Here is a 16,320-nt window from a genome sequence, read left to right as displayed (position 1 = left end):
TGCCGTCAGGCCCAGTCGCGCGCCGGCAGGAAGTCGGTGTACAGCGCGCTTTCGGCGCTGCCCGGTTCCGGCTGCCAGTCGTAGCGCCATGTCACCTGCGGCGGCATCGACATCAGGATCGATTCGGCGCGGCCGCCGGACTGCAATCCGAACAGCGTGCCGCGATCGAATACCAGGTTGAATTCCACATAGCGGCCGCGGCGGTAGGCCTGGAAGTCGCGCTCGCGCTCGCCGTACGGCATGTCCTTGCGGCGCTCCAGGATCGGCTGGTAGGCGGTCAGGAAGGCATCGCCGACGCTGCGCATCATTTCGAAGCTGCGTTCAAAGCCGAGCGTCGAGAAGTCGTCGAAGAAGATGCCGCCAATGCCGCGCGCCTCGCCGCGGTGCTTCAGGAAGAAATACTCGTCGCACCACTGCTTGAAGCGCGGATACAACGCATCGCCGAACGGTGCCAGCGATGCCTTGCAGGTGCGGTGGAAATGGGTGCAGTCGTCGGTATTGCCGTAGTACGGCGTCAGGTCCATGCCGCCGCCGAACCACCACACCGGATCGGCACCAGGCTTGGTGGCGATGAAGCAGCGCACATTCATGTGTACGGTGGGCACGTACGGATTGCGCGGATGGAAGACCAGCGATACGCCCATCGCCTCGAAGCCGCGCCCGGCCAGCTCGGGCCGGTTGGCGCTGGCCGATGGGGGCAGGGTATCGCCGGTCACGTGCGAAAAGCCAACCCCGGCACGCTCCATCACGGCGCCGCCTTCCAGGATGCGGGTGCGGCCACTGCCGCGCAGGCGCTCGGTGGGCGGCTTTTCCCAGGCGTCGGTCAGGAATGGCTGTCCGTCAATGGCGGCGACGGCGTCGGTGATGCGGTCTTGCAGACCGAGCAGGTAGGCACGGACTGCCTGGGAATCGATCATGGCTTGTAGGGGCGCGGGCCCCGGATGCAAGGGCGGCCGTGCCGGCGTCTGGCCGGCACGGCCGTCATGGGTGTGTCACGATTGTAACGGCTGGCGAGGCACTTGCCGGCGCCAGCCGTCCGCCTGTGACGGGCCGCCAGCGGCCGGTACGGCCTCGTGGCGGCGCCACATCGGCGGTCAGCGCTTGATGGCGCGGTAGCCGATGTCGGTACGGTATTGCATGCCATCGAACTGGATCTGCTCCACTGCGGCGTAGGCGGCGCGTTGCGCGGCCTTGACCGTATCGGCCAGGCCCACCACGCACAGCACGCGGCCGCCCGTGGTCAGCAGCGTGCCGTCCTTGAGCGTCGTGCCGGCGTGGAAGGTCACGCTGTCATCGGTTTCGGCCGGGATGCCGGTGATGGCGTCGCCCTTGCGCGGCGAGTCAGGGTAGCCATAGGCTGCCATCACGACGCCCAGCGCGGTGCGGCGATCCCAGTCCAGTTCGACTTCGTCGAGCTTGCCGGACACGGCGGCGTCCATCACGTCGACCAGGTCGGTCTTCAGGCGCGCCATGATCGGTTGGGTTTCCGGGTCGCCCATGCGGCAGTTGAATTCGAGCGTCTTCAGGTTGCCGTCCTTGTCGATCATCAGGCCGGCGTACAGGAAGCCCGTGTACGGAATGCCGTCCTTTTCCATGCCGCGCACGGTCGGCACGATGATCTCGCGCAGCGCCCGCGCATGCAGCGCGGGCGTGACCACCGGCGCGGGCGAGTAGGCGCCCATGCCGCCGGTGTTGGGGCCGGCGTCGGCGTCCAGCAGGCGCTTGTGGTCCTGGCTGGTGGCCAGTGCCAGCACGTTCTTGCCGTCGACCAGCACGATGAAGCTGGCTTCCTCGCCTTCCAGGAACTCCTCGACCACCACGCGCGCACCGGCATCGCCAAGCTTGTTGTCGGCCAGCATCATGTCGACGGCGGCGTGCGCTTCTTCCAGGTTCATGGCGACGACCACGCCCTTGCCGGCCGCCAGGCCATCGGCCTTGATCACGATCGGCGCGCCTTGCGCGTCGATGTAGGCGTGGGCCAGGGCGGCGTCGGCGAAGGTCTGGTAGGCCGCCGTCGGAATGCCGTGGCGGTGCATGAAGGCCTTGGCGAAGTCCTTCGACGACTCCAGTTGTGCCGCAGCCTGGGTCGGGCCGAAGATGCGCAGGCCCTTGCCGCGGAACACGTCCACGATGCCGGCGGCCAGCGGCGCTTCGGGGCCGACCACGGTGAAGGCCACGCCTTCGCGCTCGGCAAAGGCGGCCAGCACTTGCGGATCCGTCAGCGGAACATTCTGCAGGCGCTTGTCGAGCGCGGTCCCGCCATTGCCCGGTGCCACATACACCACCTGCAACTTGGGGGATTGGGCCAATTTCCACGCCAGCGCGTGTTCACGTCCACCCGAGCCGACAACCAATACTTTCATGATCCACTGCCAGAAAAGATACGCATGCAAAAAGGCGGCAGCTTGATCGTGCTGCCGCCCGAGGGCTAACTAAGTCTACTTACTCTTCGATGACCGCGTTGGTGAAGACTTCCTGCACATCATCGAGGTTTTCCAGGGCGTCCAGCAGCTTCTGCATCTTCGCCGCGTCGTCGCCCGTGAACTCGACTTCATTCTGCGGCTTCATCACCACGTCGGCCACTTCGGCCTTGAAGCCGGCGGCTTCCAGGGCCGCCTTGACCGCGGAAAAATCGTTCGGCGGGCAGGTGACTTCGATCGAGCCGTCGTCATTGGTGACCACGTCGTCGGCGCCGGCTTCCAGCGCGGCGTCCATCAGCTTGTCTTCCGGCGTGCCCGGGGCAAACAGGAACTGGCCGCAATGGGTGAACATGAAGGCCACCGAGCCTTCGGTCCCCATGTTGCCGCCGTGCTTGGAAAACGCGTGGCGGACTTCGGCCACGGTACGCACGCGGTTGTCGGTCAGGCAGTCGACAATGATCGCGGCGCCGCTCAGGCCGTAGCCCTCGTAGCGGATTTCCTCGTAGTTCGCGCCTTCCAGGCCACCCACGCCGCGCTGGATCGCGCGCTGGATGTTGTCCTTGGGCATGTTGGCGTCCATCGCCTTGTCCATGGACAGGCGCAGGCGCGGGTTGGAGTCGACATCGCCGCCGCCGAGCTTGGCGGCAACGGTGATTTCCTTGATCAGGCGGGTCCAGATCTTGCCGCGCTTGGCGTCTGCGGCGGCCTTCTTATGCTTGATATTGGCCCATTTCGAGTGACCGGCCATGATTCTCTCCGAAGCGGAAAACGTGAGGTTGTGCGGGAAGGCTGCAGCTTGCGGGCGCCGTACAGCGTGGTATAGCGCGGTAGAAGCGGCCGCGCCGGGTGACGTATTGACCCGGCTGCTGGCTATAATCAGCCCGTGATTTTATCACGCGGCCCTGTCCGTGCCGCGCCTGTGGCCGTCCGCCACGCTTCCCGATCCAAGACACCATGGCCGAACCTATCCTGATCGCCAAGAACGCCGAGCACGAACTGGCCCTGCTGCCGCAGATGGGCAACCGGCACGGATTGATCACCGGCGCCACCGGTACCGGCAAGACCGTGACCCTGCAGACGCTGGCGCAGGGGTTTTCGCGGCTGGGCGTGCCGGTCTTCATGGCCGACGTCAAAGGTGATCTGACCGGCATTTCCATGCCGGGCCAGCCCTCGGACAAGCTCAAGGCGCGGCTGGAGGAGCTGAACCTGCCGGAACCGGCCTGGGGCGGTTGCCCGACCACGCTCTGGGACGTCTTCGGCCAGAAGGGGCATCCGGTGCGGGCCACCATTTCGCACATGGGGCCGCTGCTGCTGTCGCGCATGCTGGAACTGAACGACACGCAGCAGGGCGTGCTCAACCTGGTGTTTCGCATCGCCGACGCCAACGGCCTGCTGCTGCTCGACGCCAAGGACCTGCGCGCCATGCTCCAGCACGTTGGCGACAACGCGGCGCAGTTCACCACCGAGTACGGCAATATCTCCGCGGCGTCGATCGGCGCGATCCAGCGTGGCCTGGTTGCGCTGGAGTCGCAGGGCGCGGACGTGTTCTTCGGCGAGCCGATGCTGAACCTGGAAGATTTCATCCAGACGGACAAGGGCCAGGGCGTGGTCAACATCCTGGCGGCCGACAAGCTGATGAACTCGCCCAAGCTCTATGCGACGTTCCTGCTGTGGATGCTGTCCGAGCTGTTCGAGAAGCTGCCCGAGGCCGGCGACCTCGACAAGCCGAAGCTGGTCTTCTTCTTCGACGAGGCGCACCTGTTGTTCACCGACGCGCCCAAGGCGCTGCTCGACAAGATCGAGCAGGTGGTGCGGCTGATCCGCTCCAAGGGCGTTGGCGTGTACTTCGTCACGCAGAATCCGGCCGATATCCCCGACACGGTGCTGGGCCAGCTCGGCAACCGCGTGCAGCATGCCTTGCGCGCGTTCACGCCGCGCGACCAGAAGGCGGTGAAGGTGGCGGCCACCACCATGCGCGCCAACCCGAAGCTTGATGTGGAGAAGGTTATCGGGGAGCTAGGCGTGGGCGAGGCACTGGTGTCGCTGCTCGATGCCAAGGGCACGCCGGGCGTGACCGAGCGCGCCTGGGTGCTGGCGCCGGGTAGCCGCATCGGCCCGGTGACCGACGACGAACGCAAGCAGCTGATCGCGACGTCGCTGGTGGCGGGGACTTACGAAAAGACGATCGACCGCGAGTCGGCCTACGAGAAGCTGCGCGGCAGCGTGGCGCCGGCGGGCAATGGTGGCGGCGCCACGGCGCAGAAGCCAACAGCCGGTGCGCCGGCCGAAGAGGGCGGCTGGCTGGGTACCGCCGGCGAGATCTTCGGCTCGCTGACCAAGGGTACCGGCAAGACCGGCCGCGGCGATTCCATCCTGGAATCGATGGCGAAGTCGGCCGCGCGTACCGTGGGCTCCCAGGTCGGACGCGAACTGATCCGCGGCGTGCTGGGCAGCCTGCTGGGCGGCGGCAAGAAAAAGTAGGCGCCGCTCAGCGTGTGCCGGTCTGCGATGCCGGCCGGTTTTCCGCTGCGGCCTTCGCGGCGGCCGCGTCTTCGCGCATCTTGCGGCTGAACAGGCGCGCGAAGAACCACGCCATGCCGATGATAAAGACGATGACGCCGAGGCTCATCAGCCCGGTGCTGGTCGTAAAGAGGATCTTGAAGGCTTCCATGCGGTTCTCCCTGTGAGAGTTCGACGGGTTGCACGCATTTGCGGTGCGACGTCGAGTGTAGGGAGCCGCGCCGCGCGAGCCATTGAGTAGGATCAAGCTCGCGACAGCGGGAAAGATGGCGAGCGGGCAGCACGCCCGCTGCAAGTCAGTTCTTGGTGCCGAACAAACGATCGCCCGCGTCACCGAGGCCCGGAACGATGTACGCGTGTTCGTCCAGATGGCTGTCAAGCGAGGCGACGAACAGCTTCACGTTCGGATGCGCCTTCTGGAACACCTCCACGCCCTCCGGGGCCGCCACCAGGGCGACGAAAGTGATGGCGTCGTCCTTCACGCCGCGGCGCTTCAGGACATCGACGGCATGCGCGGCCGAATAGCCGGTGGCGACCATCGGATCGCACAGGATAAAGCTGCGGTCTTCCACGTCAGGCAGGCGCACCAGGTATTCCACCGGACGATGCTGATCGTCGCGATACACGCCGATATGCCCGATCCGCGCCGACGGGATCAGCTCCACCAGGCCATCGCTCATGCCGACGCCGGCGCGCAGCACCGGCACGATGGTCAGCTTCTTGCCGGCGATCACCGGGGCTTCCAGCGGTACCAGCGGCGTTTCGATATGGCGCGTGGTCAGCGGCAGGTGGCGCGTGATCTCGTAGCCCATCAGCAGCGTGATCTCGCGCAGCAGCTCGCGGAACGTGCGCGTTGACGTGTCCCGGTCGCGCATATGCGAGAGCTTGTGCTGGATCAGCGGGTGGTCGAGGATGTACAGGCTGGGGAAACGCGGGTCTTGTTTCATGGCGGCGGCGAAGGGCTCGGCGGGAGAGGGTGAAGCGGGCGGCCCCGGTCTTGTGAACCAGGGCGCCGCGCCGTGGTAGCGCGATTGTAATGGAAGCGGGCCGCAGCGCGGCTGCGGCGGCCCGTGCCAGTCGCTACGTTTCCGAGCCTGCCGTGCTAACCGGCTGTCAGTCGAGCGCGCGGTTCTTCGACTCGATGTCGACCATATAGATCGCGAGCGCCGCCACGGCCAGGAACGACGAGAGCAGCACCAGGGCCAGCGTGAAATGCGTGGCCATGACCGGGGCAACGATGGCCGGCGCGAACAGGCCGCCGAAGCGCGCCATGGCGCCGGCCGTGCCCATCCCGCTGGCGCGCAGGTCGGTTGGGTACACCTCCGGCGTGAAGGCGTAGAGCGCGCCCCAGGTGCCGAGCAGCGAGAAGCTCATCAGCAGGGTCGAGCCAACCACCAGCGTCGGCGACTGGCCCAGGCTGTAGAGCATGCAGCCCGCGGCGCTGAGCAGCAGGAAGCCGATCAGCGTCGGCTTGCGGCCCCAGCGCTCGACGCCATGCGCGGCGAGTGCGAAGCCCGGCAGTTGCACCAGTGCGAGCAGGATCAGGAAGACCTGGCCGCGCATGAAGCCGAAGCCCTGGCCCGCCAGCTTCACCGGCAGGTAGACGAAGACACCGTAGTAGGCGATCGAGATCAGCGCCCACGCCACCAGCAGGCTGATGCTGCGACGACGGAAGCCGGTCTCGAACAGCGCCAGCACCGACTTGCGCTCCATCTTCTGCGGTTCCAGCGTGCCGATTTCAACCGAAACGCGATTGGCGGCCGCCACTCGCTGCAGCACCGCGCGTGCTTGCGCAGAGCGTCCCGACTTGTTCAGGTAGAGCGGAGACTCGGGCACGTAGAAGCGGCAGACCAGGCCGACCAGCGCCGGGATGCCGGTGACCAGGAAGATCAGGCGCCAGGCTGCATCGCCGTGCGAAACGGCAATCAGTGCCAGCACGGCGAGCAGGATCGTGCCGACGGCCCAGAACGACTCCAGCAGAACCAGCCAGCGGCCGCGACGGTCGGAGGGCAGGAACTCGGCCATCATGGTGTAGTCGACCGGCAGCGTGCCGCCGACGCCGATGCCGGTCAGGAAACGCAGCACCAGCAGCCACTGGAAATCCGGTGCGAACGACGACGCGACGCCACAGATGGCATCGATGACCACCGCCATCATGAGCACGGGCCGGCGGCCGATGCGGTCGGCCAGGCGGCCGAACATGAACGCGCCGATCAGCATCCCGACAAAGAACAGCGTCCCGCTCTGCAGCGCAGTCGGAACCGGAATGCCGAAGGTCTTGGCAATCGATGGCGCAGTGAAGCCGATCGACAGCACCTGCATCGCGTCGGCCAGCCAGACCAGACCGAAGATGACGAACAGCCGGTACTGGAAGCGGCCGACGCCAGCAGCGCGAATGCCTTCCTCGATGGTGATGGTCTGGGAGCTCGCAGTCCTCGCGTTCGACGGCGGGGCAGCGCTGATCGACGCTTCGGCGAGGGGCGTGGAAGGCATGGATGAAATGGATGACGACATGTTGTCTACCTGTCTAACAGTCTATTAGAGGGCTGGTTCCTGAACCCGGAAGCACACGTCTGTCGAAGCAGGGGGCCGGACCCGCGCGGGTCCAGACAGACGGGTGATGCTGTCGCGCCGCCGATTGCAACGTAACGCTGGGGGACTGCAATCTGGCGAAGCGAGAACTATGCCGGGCGCACTCTTGTCATGCGGGGGTGATGCGGATTCGTCATCGTGACTCCTTATTGTCTACCCTTGGTGGATTTCTGGTCTTGTATTTATCGTGGCACGTCATCGTGGTGCGCGGTCCTTGTGCCGCAGTGCACCGCTGCATGCTCTGTTCGCACTCATGTAGTGCGTGCTACATGGTCATTCAGCGTAAGCTACATGAAAAGGGCCGGCAAGGCCGATCTGCGGTTTTCTCCTTGGGGTTTTCCCGCGCGCCGCGCAGGTCTCGTCTGTTGTCAGTGCGCAGGCGTCGCGCGCAGCCGCGCAACGGTGGCTTCCACGTCCCGCCACGCGGGTTTGTCGGGGGCGAAGCGCGCACGCAGGTATTGCGCAAGGGCCGTGATCTGCGTGTCGTCGAGACTGTCTGCGTAGGATGGCATGGCGCCCAGCGTGCTGTTCGGCGGTGCCGGCATGCCTTGCAGCAGGACCTGGATCACGTTGTCGGGCCGGTCGCTGTGCAGGTTCGTGTTCAGCGCCAGCGAGGGCTTCACGCCGAACTGGCGCATGCCCTGGTCCGGCTGGTGGCACACGGCGCACGCGCTCTGGTACAGGCGGGCTGCAGGGCCGCCCAGCGATCTGGCCGCTTCGGCGCTGCGTTGCTCGTATTGCGCGGCCTGCGCGGTGATCTGTGCAGGCCCGGGTGGCGGCGCGCTGAACGACGCGACGTAATGCGCAATAGCGCGCACGTCGGATTCGGGCAGCAGCGCCAGTTCTTCCACCACAGGCGCCATCGGTCCGGCAGCGGCGCCGTGGTGCACCGCGTAGCCGCCGCGCAGATACGTGAACAGAGCGTCTTCTGTCCACGGTACCGGTGCGCGCGACAGCGCGGTCAGCGCGGGCGCATCCCAGCCTTCGGCGGTGCCGCCGGTGAGGTAGTGACGACCGCCTTTCTCGCCGCCCAGTGCATTGCGCGGCGAATGGCAGGCGCTGCAGTGGCCCAGCCCTTCGGCCAGGTAAGCGCCACGATTCCATTGCGCGGAGCGTGAGGCATCCGGCTTGAACTGCTCGTTGCGGTGGAACAGCAGATTCCATCCAGCCAGCAGCGGGCGCATATTGAACGGGAAGGCCAGTTCGGTGCGCGGCACGCTGGTCTTCACGGGCTCGGCCGACATCAGGTACGCGTACAGCGACTGCATGTCGGCATCACTGATCTTTGCGAACGCTGTATAGGGAAACGCGGGATACAGGCGGCGTCCATCGCGATGGATGCCTTCACGCATGGCACGCTCGAAGGCGGTGAACGACCAGTTGCCGATACCGGTCTCGGCATCGGGCGTGATGTTGGTGCTGTAGACCGTGCCGAACGGCGTTTCCAGTGCCAGGCCGCCGGCATTCTTCACGCCGCCCGGTGCGGTATGGCAGACCGCGCAGTCGCCGGCAGCGGCTACCAGCCTTCCGCGTTCCAGTGTCGCGGCCGAATAGAAGCCAGGCTCTGTCGGCGCGACCGGGGCGATGGGCGCGCGCCATGGCAGCACGGTGGCGCAGAGTCCGGCCGCCGCCGCCGCTGCCGCGGCAAGCCAGCCGCGATTGCTGCGCCGCTTCCCTGGTTGTTGCGAGTCCAGTGCCAGCCGGATGCGATCGGCGCTGAACGGTGGTTCGCGTAGCCGTATGCCGGTCGCATCGAAGATCGCGTTGGCGACGGCGGCTGCGGCGGGCAGCGTCGCGGCGGGGCCGGCGGCCAGCGTATTGCGCGTGGCAAGCGATCCGGCCATGCGGATTTCGGGCACCGTGGTGCCAGCAACGGCGGGCAGGTTGCTCTCGGAAGTCCCGGGCTGCTCGGCGGGCCATGCATCGAAGCCCGCCGATTGAGCGGTCAGCTGCCTTGCGGCCTGCGCGACCATCTGTTCCAGAGCGGGGGATGCCTGCGTGGCGCGCTGTGGCAGCGTCGATTCGCTGTCGTGTCCAACGGTCACACGCGTGACGGCGAGTTCGCCGGTGGTGCCGTCGACTTCCACCTCCGCGACCCACGCCGACCAACTTTGCGCGGCGTCGTCCTCCACCACATGCGCGTAGGCGAACCCGCGGCCACGGCGCACGTTGCCGCTGCGCGCGATGCCTGACCGCTGTGCCGACGGCGTCCATCCTGCTCGCTCGGCCACGTCGCGCACCAGCGCTGCGCCACGCGCATCTCCAAGGTGGTCGAGCCGCAGCGCTACCGGATCGGTGCCAGCGCTGGCGGCGATCTCATCAACGTGCGATTCCTGTGCAAAGACCTGCGCGCGAGCCAGTGGCGTGCCTGTCGAGCCGGCCTCCGCGCCGGCCGCGCTGATATCGATGTTGGGAATGCGGTACGGCGGCAACGCGCCGGCTTGCGCGTTGGCGACGACATCAGACACCGGCGCCACCGTGTGCGTCAGCCACAAGGCCAGCGGTACGGCGGGTGCGGCGGTGCCACCGAGCGTGGCGGCATACGCGTCGATCACGGCACCAGCGTGCGCGCTGTCGATCAGCCAGTCCAGTGTTGCATCGGCCAGCCCAACGTCCTCAGCGGTGATGGTGCGGCGCACGCAGCCGCCCTCGGCGTGCGCCATCAGTGCGGCATCGGCAGCGGCGTGGTGTGCAAGCAGGCCCGGGTCCGCGCTGTCGTCGGCGCTTTGCCAGCACGCCAGCGTAATCTGAGGCTCGGCAATGCCGAGCAACGCAGCCAGTTCTTCGCGCAATGCGCCAGGGCGCGCACTGGGCAGCCAGACGCGCAGGGCGCCATCGCGCCAGTCGGCGATGGCCGTGCAGGTGGCTGTCGTCGCCTGCATGCCGGCGAGCGGCCACTGGTAATGCTGCGCCTGGCGTGCACGCGATTGTTCGAGTGCGCCGGCTGCGTCGCCACGCTGTGCCAGCGCACGCCGCTGCACGGGCACCGTCTCCGGTGAGGGCGGTGCGGACCAGCGCGCGCGCAGTGCAGCCGCCGCATGGGCGGCCTGTTCATCGGAGTCGGCCGCCACGCCGGCGAAGTTGTTGCGCACGACCACGGCTCGCACGCCCGGCATTGCGGCTGCGGCGTCCCGGTCCGCGCCGAGCAGACGTGCAACGAGAGGCTGACCACCGCCCCATTGAAGCCCCGGCGGACGCAAGACATGTACGGCCAGGCATTGGGGAGGCGGGAGAGGGCTTGCCGCCTTGGCGACGGCATCCGCGCGGGGCGCCAGCGTGTCGTTCACGACTGCGCTCCGTGCGCGTCTTCGCGCTGCAGGATGGCTGCGCGTTGCACGGCGCGCACGATCTCGACATGCGTGCCGCAGCGGCACAGGTTGAAGCGCAGCGCCTCGCGGATCTCCGCCTCACTCGGGTCGGGGTTCTCCGCCAGCAGCGCCTTCGCGGTCATGATCATGCCGTTCAGGCAATACCCGCACTGCGCGGCCTGCTCGTCGATGAATGCCTGCTGCAACGGGTCGGGATGCGCGGGCGTGCCCAGCCCTTCCAGCGTGGTCACGTCATGGCCAAGTACCGCCTTCACCGGCAGCACGCACGAGCGCGCGGCGGTGCCGTCCACCAGCACGGTGCAGGCGCCGCACTGGCCCAGTCCGCAACCGTACTTCGGGCCATTGCAGGCCAGGTCGTTGCGCAGGATATAGAGCAGCGGCGTATCGGGCGCCACGCAGACCGTATGGTCGGCGTGGTTGACATGAAGCGTCAGGGGGCGGGGCGCGTTCATCGGGGGCAGGTGGCGGTTTGAACATCACGCAGCGCTGCGCCGCGCCCCTTCATGGCGAGGGGCTGTGGCGCGTCGGGCCCGTACAGCGGCCAGGCCGGCGGTACGGGCGGGTCGGCTCAGGCGGACATCATGCTGCCGCCGACAGCGGCGGGCGTCCGGCCGAGACCAGCGGCACGTTGTACACATCGTAGCCGAAACACCAGTCGGGGTTCTCGTTGGTGCGCAGCCACGTGTTGTTGTGCGAGACCAGCTGGACCTTGCTGGCGCGCTCGGCACGGTTGGCTTCGTACAGCGCGAAGGTGGCGGCGTAGTCGTCCGTGCCGGCCTCGATGAAGCAGCGCGTGAGCATGGCCGCATCCTCGATCGCCATGGCCGCGCCCTGGGCCATGTGCGGCTTCATCGGGTGGCAGGCGTCGCCGAGCAGCACCAGGCGGCCGCGGCTCCATACCGGCAGCGGATCGCGCTCCAGCAGCGGCCACTTGGTCACTTCCACGGTGCCTTCGATCAGCGACTGCACGCCCTGGTGCCAGCCGTCGAATGCGGCGCGCATCTCTTCGATGCTGCTCGGCACCCAGCTCTTGCTCATGTCCCACTCGGGCTCGGGCACGCCGGTGACGTAGTAGATCTCGTCGAGCTTGCTGGTGTCGAAGTACACCATCATGTGGCGATCGTCCGACCACCACTTGGTGCAGCGGTCATGCGTAAAGCCCTTGACGCGCGAGATCGGGAACACCGCGCGGTGCGCCACGTAGCCCGTGTACTTGGGCGGCTCCGCGCCGAGCAGGGTTTCACGGATGCGCGAGTTCACGCCATCCGCGCCGATGACGATGTCGGCCTCGTCGACGGTGCCGTCGGTGAAGCGCAACTGCACCACGTCGCCCTGGTCGGTCACGCTTTCCAGCTTCTTGTTGAAGAACAGCGTGCCAGGCGCGACGGCATCGGTGAGCAGCTTGTGGAAGTCGCCACGGTGCACGGTCAGGTAGCTGGCGCCGTAGTGCTTCAACGCGTAGTCGCCCAGCGGAATCTGCGCGCAGACCTCGCCCGTGTCCCAGTCGCGGCTGTACCAGTAGTCCGGATGGCAGCCCATGTCATTGAGCGCGTCCTCGATGCCGATGCGCCGCATGATCTTCATCACGTTCGGCCCCACGTGGATGCCGGCACCCAGCCGCGAGAACGCCGGCGCCTGTTCATACAGCCTGACCTGGAGGCCAGCACGCTGCATCAGGGCGGCAGCGGCCGTCCCTCCGAGTCCTGCGCCGATGATTGCGATTCGCGGTTTGCCTTGCACGTTATTTCTCCTGGCAGTGACACATGGGTCGATGGTGTGGGGGCCGGCTCGGCGGCCAGTTGTTGAAAACGAGTGTACACACTACAAAATTCAAGGTAAAGATAGATTTGTATCAACTTATGGAAAACCCTGATGTCGATGTGATGATCTTCACATATTGCCCAATACCGGCGAATTTATGCGCTAAACACGGGAGGCTCCCGTTCGGTGCGCACTGAATGAGTGCCTTTTTGTCCGCGTAGAATGTGTTTGCGCATATAGAGTGTGTACACTACAATCAATCGCAACCGCGGACGCCTGGCAAGACTGCCTGGAGCGTCCGGGTAGACAAGGCATACCCAAGACAACCAGATGACGGAGTCGACAGTGCAGAAAGTTTTCCGAATCGGCCAGATCGTGCCGAGCTCCAACACCACGATGGAAACCGAGATCCCGGCCATGCTGAACGCACGGCAGCAGATCCGCCCCGAACGGTTCACCTTCCATTCGAGCCGCATGCGCATGAAGAAGGTGGTCAAGGAAGAACTGGCCGCGATGGACGCCGAGTCCGACCGCTGCGCCGTCGAGCTATCCGACGCACGCGTGGATGTGCTCGGCTACGCCTGCCTGGTCGCGATCATGGCGATGGGCCACGGTTACCACCGCAAGTCGGAGCAGCGCCTGAAGGCCCACACCGTCGAGAACGGCGGCGATGCGCCGGTGATCACGAGCGCCGGTGCGCTGGTCGATGCACTGAAGGTAATCGGCGCGAAGCGCATTGCCGTGGTCGCGCCGTACATGAAGCCGCTGACCGAGCTGGTGGTGGACTACATCCGCAACGAAGGCTACGAAGTCGTCGACTACCGCGCGCTGGAGATTCCCGACAACCTCGAAGTGGGCCGCCACGATCCGGCGAAGCTGCCGGCCATCGTCGCGCAGATGAACATTGCCGACGTCGATGCCATCGTGCTGTCGGCCTGCGTGCAGATGCCGTCGCTGCCGGCCGTGGCCAAGGTTGAAGCCATGACCGGCAAGCCGGTGATCACGGCGGCCATCGCCACCACCTACGCGATGCTGCGCGCACTCGACCTGGAGCCGGTCGTGCCGGGCGCGGGCGCGCTGCTGTCCGGCGCCTACTGAGGGCCGCGCCATGAGCACTTTCCTCTATGGCGGCAGCGTCCAGGCCAACGGCATCCGGCAGCACTACCTGCGCTACGGCGGCAACGATGGCGAAAGGGCATCGCGCGATTCCGTGATCATCGTGCCAGGCATCACGAGCCCGGCCATCACTTGGGGCTTTGTCGGCGAGCAGTTCGGCCAGCGCTTCGATACTTATGTGCTGGATGTGCGCGGCCGGGGCTTGTCGGAAGCGAGCGACACGCTGGACTACAGCCTCGACGCGCAAGCTGCCGACGTGATCGCGTTTGCACAGGCACTGGGCCTGCAGCGCTATGCCATCGTCGGCCATTCGATGGGCGGACGCATCGGCGTTCGCGCTGCGCGCCAGCACCCGGCGGGCATGACGCGCCTGGTGATGGTCGATCCGCCGGTCTCAGGCCCCGGCCGCCGCGCTTATCCCGCGCAACTGCCCTGGTACATCGATTCCATCCGCCTCGCGCGCGCTGGCATCGACGCCGAGGGCATGCGCCGTTTCTGCCCGACATGGACCGACGAACAACTGCGCCTGCGCGCCGAATGGCTGCACACCTGCGACGAGCGCGCGATCCTCGCGAGCTTCAACGGCTTCCATGAAGACGACATCCACGCCGACCTGCCGCACGTGTCGGTGCCGACGCTGCTGATGCGCGCGGGCCGCGGCGACGTGGTGCGCGATGAGGACGAGCAGGAGATCCGCACGCTGTTGCCTGGCGTGCTGGCGAGCCACGTCGCCGATGCCGGCCACATGATCCCGTGGGACGACGAGGCCGGCTTCTACCGCGCCTTCGGCGATTTCCTCGGTGCCGCGCTGCCCGCGCTGGCCTGATATCCGCGAATCGGAGGAGCGAACATGCCCGTAAGCGATTACGACCTGACCCAGGCGTGGAAGCAGGTGCTCACGCTGTCGAAGCTGGAAGCCGGCCAGACCGTCACCGTGCTGACCGGCGCGGCCACGCATCCGCAGACGCTGCGCACGGCCATGGTGGCCGCGGCGTCGATGGGCGCCATCGTCAACCGGCTCGATCTGCCGCCGGTCAATGGCGAGAAGGCGCTGAGCCGCGATGCGCTGGCCTATCTCGGCACCACGCCGCTGACCGGTAATCCTGCTGCCATCGCCGCGCTGAAGGCGAGCGATCTCGTGCTCGACCTGATGACGCTGCTTTTCTCGCCAGAGCAGCATGAGATCCTGAGCGGCGGCACGAAGATCCTGCTCGCTGTGGAGCCGCCCGAAGTGCTCGCGCGCATGGTCCCCACCGAAGCGGACCGCAAACGCGTGAAGGCCGCCACGGCGCGGCTGTCGCGCGCGCGCGAAATGCACATCGTCTCCGATGCCGGCATGGACTTGCGCTGCAAACTCGGCGAATTCCCGGCGATCAGCGAATACGGCTTCGTCGACGAGCCCGGCCGCTGGGACCACTGGCCGAGCGGCTTCGTACTGACCTGGCCGGATGAAGGCGGCACCAGCGGCACTATCGTGCTCGATCGCGGCGACATCCTGCTGCCGATGAAGTCGTATATCCAGGAGCCGATCCGGATCACGGTCGAGTCCGGCTATGTGAAGGCGATCGAAGGCGGCCTCGATGCGGAGTTGCTGGCCGACTACATGGCATCGTTCAACGATCCCGAAGCGTATGCGATGTCGCATATCGGCTGGGGCCTGCAGCCGCGCGCGAGCTGGTCGGCGCTGGCCATGTACGACCGCGAAGCGACCATCGGCATGGATGCGCGCGCGTACGAAGGCAACTTCCTGTGCTCGTTCGGCCCCAACAACGAAGCGGGTGGCAGCCGGACCACCGCCTGCCATATCGATATCCCGGTGCGCCATTGCACGGTCAGCCTCGATGGCGAACCCGTGGTAGTGCGTGGCAAGGTGACGGATGGCCGCCACGCGCCCGTCAACACACTGTTCAAGGAAGCCCGCCATGCATGAAGAAGTCCAGACCTACCAGCGGCAAGGCTTCGGCACCGCCATGGAGATCCGGCCGCCATACGGGCTGCTGATCATCGATTTCGTCAACGGCTTCGCCGATCCGGCGGTCTTTGGCGGCGGCAATATCCCGGAGGCCATCCGCAACACGCAGCCGCTGCTGCGCGCGGCGCGCGAGCAGGGCTGGCCGGTGGCGCACAGCCGCATCGTGTTCGCCGATGACGACGCCGACCACAATATCTTCACGCTGAAGGTGCCCGGCATGCTGACGCTGAAGGAAGACAGCCACAACAGCGCCATCGTGCCGGAGCTTGCGCCCGCTGCGGGCGAGTATGTGGTGCGCAAGACGGTGCCGTCGGCGTTCTTCGGCACGTCGCTGGCGGCGTGGCTGACGCAGCGCGGCGTGCAGACGCTGCTGGTGGCCGGCTGCGTCACCAGCGGCTGCGTGCGCGCGAGCGTGGTCGATGCGATGTCGCTCGGCTTCCGGCCGCTGGTGCTGTCGGACTGCGTCGGTGACCGCGCGCTCGGCCCGCACGCGGCCAACCTGTTCGACATGGAGCAGAAGTACGCCACCGTGCTGACCCGCGACGAAGCGCTTGCGCAGATTGCGCCAGGCGTGCGAGCAGCGGCCTGAGGCGCGCCGTTGCGACCGATG

Annotated in this window: 14 protein-coding genes; 5 read left to right on the top strand and 9 right to left on the bottom strand. The window is 66.7% G+C overall.

Annotated elements, in window-relative coordinates:
• Positions 1–5: 5 nt before the first annotated feature.
• The 3 genes from hemF to AC3FKH_RS12500 form a co-directional block, all read right to left on the bottom strand.
• The gene (hemF, locus tag AC3FKH_RS12510; RefSeq protein WP_488675916.1) at positions 6–917 is read right to left on the bottom strand and encodes an oxygen-dependent coproporphyrinogen oxidase; all 912 of its coding nucleotides are present in this window, start codon (positions 915–917) and stop codon (positions 6–8) included.
• Between the two features lie 177 nt (positions 918–1,094).
• A complete protein-coding gene (purD, locus tag AC3FKH_RS12505) occupies positions 1,095–2,363 on the bottom strand; it encodes a phosphoribosylamine--glycine ligase (RefSeq protein ID WP_488675914.1) in 1,269 nt (422 codons plus the stop codon).
• A gap of 79 nt (positions 2,364–2,442) precedes the next feature.
• A complete protein-coding gene (locus tag AC3FKH_RS12500; RefSeq protein ID WP_483710775.1) occupies positions 2,443–3,168 on the bottom strand; it encodes a YebC/PmpR family DNA-binding transcriptional regulator in 726 nt (241 codons plus the stop codon).
• 206 nt (positions 3,169–3,374) lie between these two features.
• On the opposite strand from AC3FKH_RS12500, the gene AC3FKH_RS12495 reads away from it, so the two are divergent.
• Complete coding sequence (locus AC3FKH_RS12495) at positions 3,375–4,901, top strand: helicase HerA-like C-terminal domain-containing protein (protein ID WP_483710776.1); 1,527 nt, start codon at positions 3,375–3,377, stop codon at positions 4,899–4,901.
• A gap of 7 nt (positions 4,902–4,908) precedes the next feature.
• Here the strand turns inward: AC3FKH_RS12495 and AC3FKH_RS12490 are convergent, their stop codons facing one another.
• The 6 genes from AC3FKH_RS12490 to AC3FKH_RS12465 form a co-directional block, all read right to left on the bottom strand.
• Positions 4,909–5,091 (bottom strand): DUF3149 domain-containing protein, encoded by a 183-nt coding sequence (locus AC3FKH_RS12490; RefSeq protein WP_483710777.1) that lies wholly within the window; start codon positions 5,089–5,091, stop codon positions 4,909–4,911.
• A gap of 145 nt (positions 5,092–5,236) precedes the next feature.
• Complete coding sequence (gene upp, locus AC3FKH_RS12485) at positions 5,237–5,887, bottom strand: uracil phosphoribosyltransferase (RefSeq protein ID WP_483710778.1); 651 nt, start codon at positions 5,885–5,887, stop codon at positions 5,237–5,239.
• Between the two features lie 166 nt (positions 5,888–6,053).
• Entirely contained in the window at positions 6,054–7,454 is a 1,401-nt protein-coding gene (locus tag AC3FKH_RS12480; RefSeq protein ID WP_488675910.1) for an MFS transporter, read from the bottom strand.
• 446 nt (positions 7,455–7,900) lie between these two features.
• The gene (locus AC3FKH_RS12475; protein ID WP_488675908.1) at positions 7,901–10,819 is read right to left on the bottom strand and encodes a c-type cytochrome; all 2,919 of its coding nucleotides are present in this window, start codon (positions 10,817–10,819) and stop codon (positions 7,901–7,903) included.
• Positions 10,816–11,313, bottom strand: a complete 498-nt coding sequence (locus tag AC3FKH_RS12470; RefSeq protein WP_488675906.1) for a (2Fe-2S)-binding protein — start codon at positions 11,311–11,313, stop codon at positions 10,816–10,818. Before AC3FKH_RS12470 ends, AC3FKH_RS12475 begins: the two co-directional genes overlap by 4 nt.
• A gap of 127 nt (positions 11,314–11,440) precedes the next feature.
• Entirely contained in the window at positions 11,441–12,601 is a 1,161-nt protein-coding gene (locus AC3FKH_RS12465; RefSeq protein WP_488675905.1) for an FAD-dependent oxidoreductase, read from the bottom strand.
• 366 nt (positions 12,602–12,967) lie between these two features.
• Between AC3FKH_RS12465 and AC3FKH_RS12460 the strand changes: the two genes are divergently transcribed.
• The 4 genes from AC3FKH_RS12460 to AC3FKH_RS12445 are packed head-to-tail and all read left to right on the top strand — an operon-like array spanning position 12,968 to position 16,299.
• Positions 12,968–13,720, top strand: coding sequence for a maleate cis-trans isomerase family protein (locus AC3FKH_RS12460; RefSeq protein WP_488675903.1), 753 nt, complete (start codon positions 12,968–12,970; stop codon positions 13,718–13,720).
• A gap of 10 nt (positions 13,721–13,730) precedes the next feature.
• On the top strand, positions 13,731–14,564 hold the full coding sequence (locus AC3FKH_RS12455) for an alpha/beta fold hydrolase (protein ID WP_488675901.1): 834 nt from the start codon (positions 13,731–13,733) through the stop codon (positions 14,562–14,564).
• Between the two features lie 24 nt (positions 14,565–14,588).
• Positions 14,589–15,668, top strand: a complete 1,080-nt coding sequence (locus AC3FKH_RS12450) for a 2,5-dihydroxypyridine 5,6-dioxygenase NicX family protein (protein ID WP_488675899.1) — start codon at positions 14,589–14,591, stop codon at positions 15,666–15,668.
• Positions 15,661–16,299 carry an N-carbamoylsarcosine amidohydrolase gene (locus AC3FKH_RS12445; protein WP_483710786.1) on the top strand — a complete coding sequence of 213 codons (639 nt, stop codon included), beginning with the start codon at positions 15,661–15,663 and terminating at the stop codon, positions 16,297–16,299. The genes AC3FKH_RS12450 and AC3FKH_RS12445 overlap by 8 nt, the downstream gene beginning before the upstream one ends.
• Positions 16,300–16,320 lie beyond the last annotated feature (21 nt).

The sequence above is a fragment of the Cupriavidus sp. 21MJTG02-4 genome (assembly GCF_057798975.1).
Note: the sequence above shows the minus strand (reverse complement) of the source record. Positions and strands in the feature narration are given on the sequence as shown.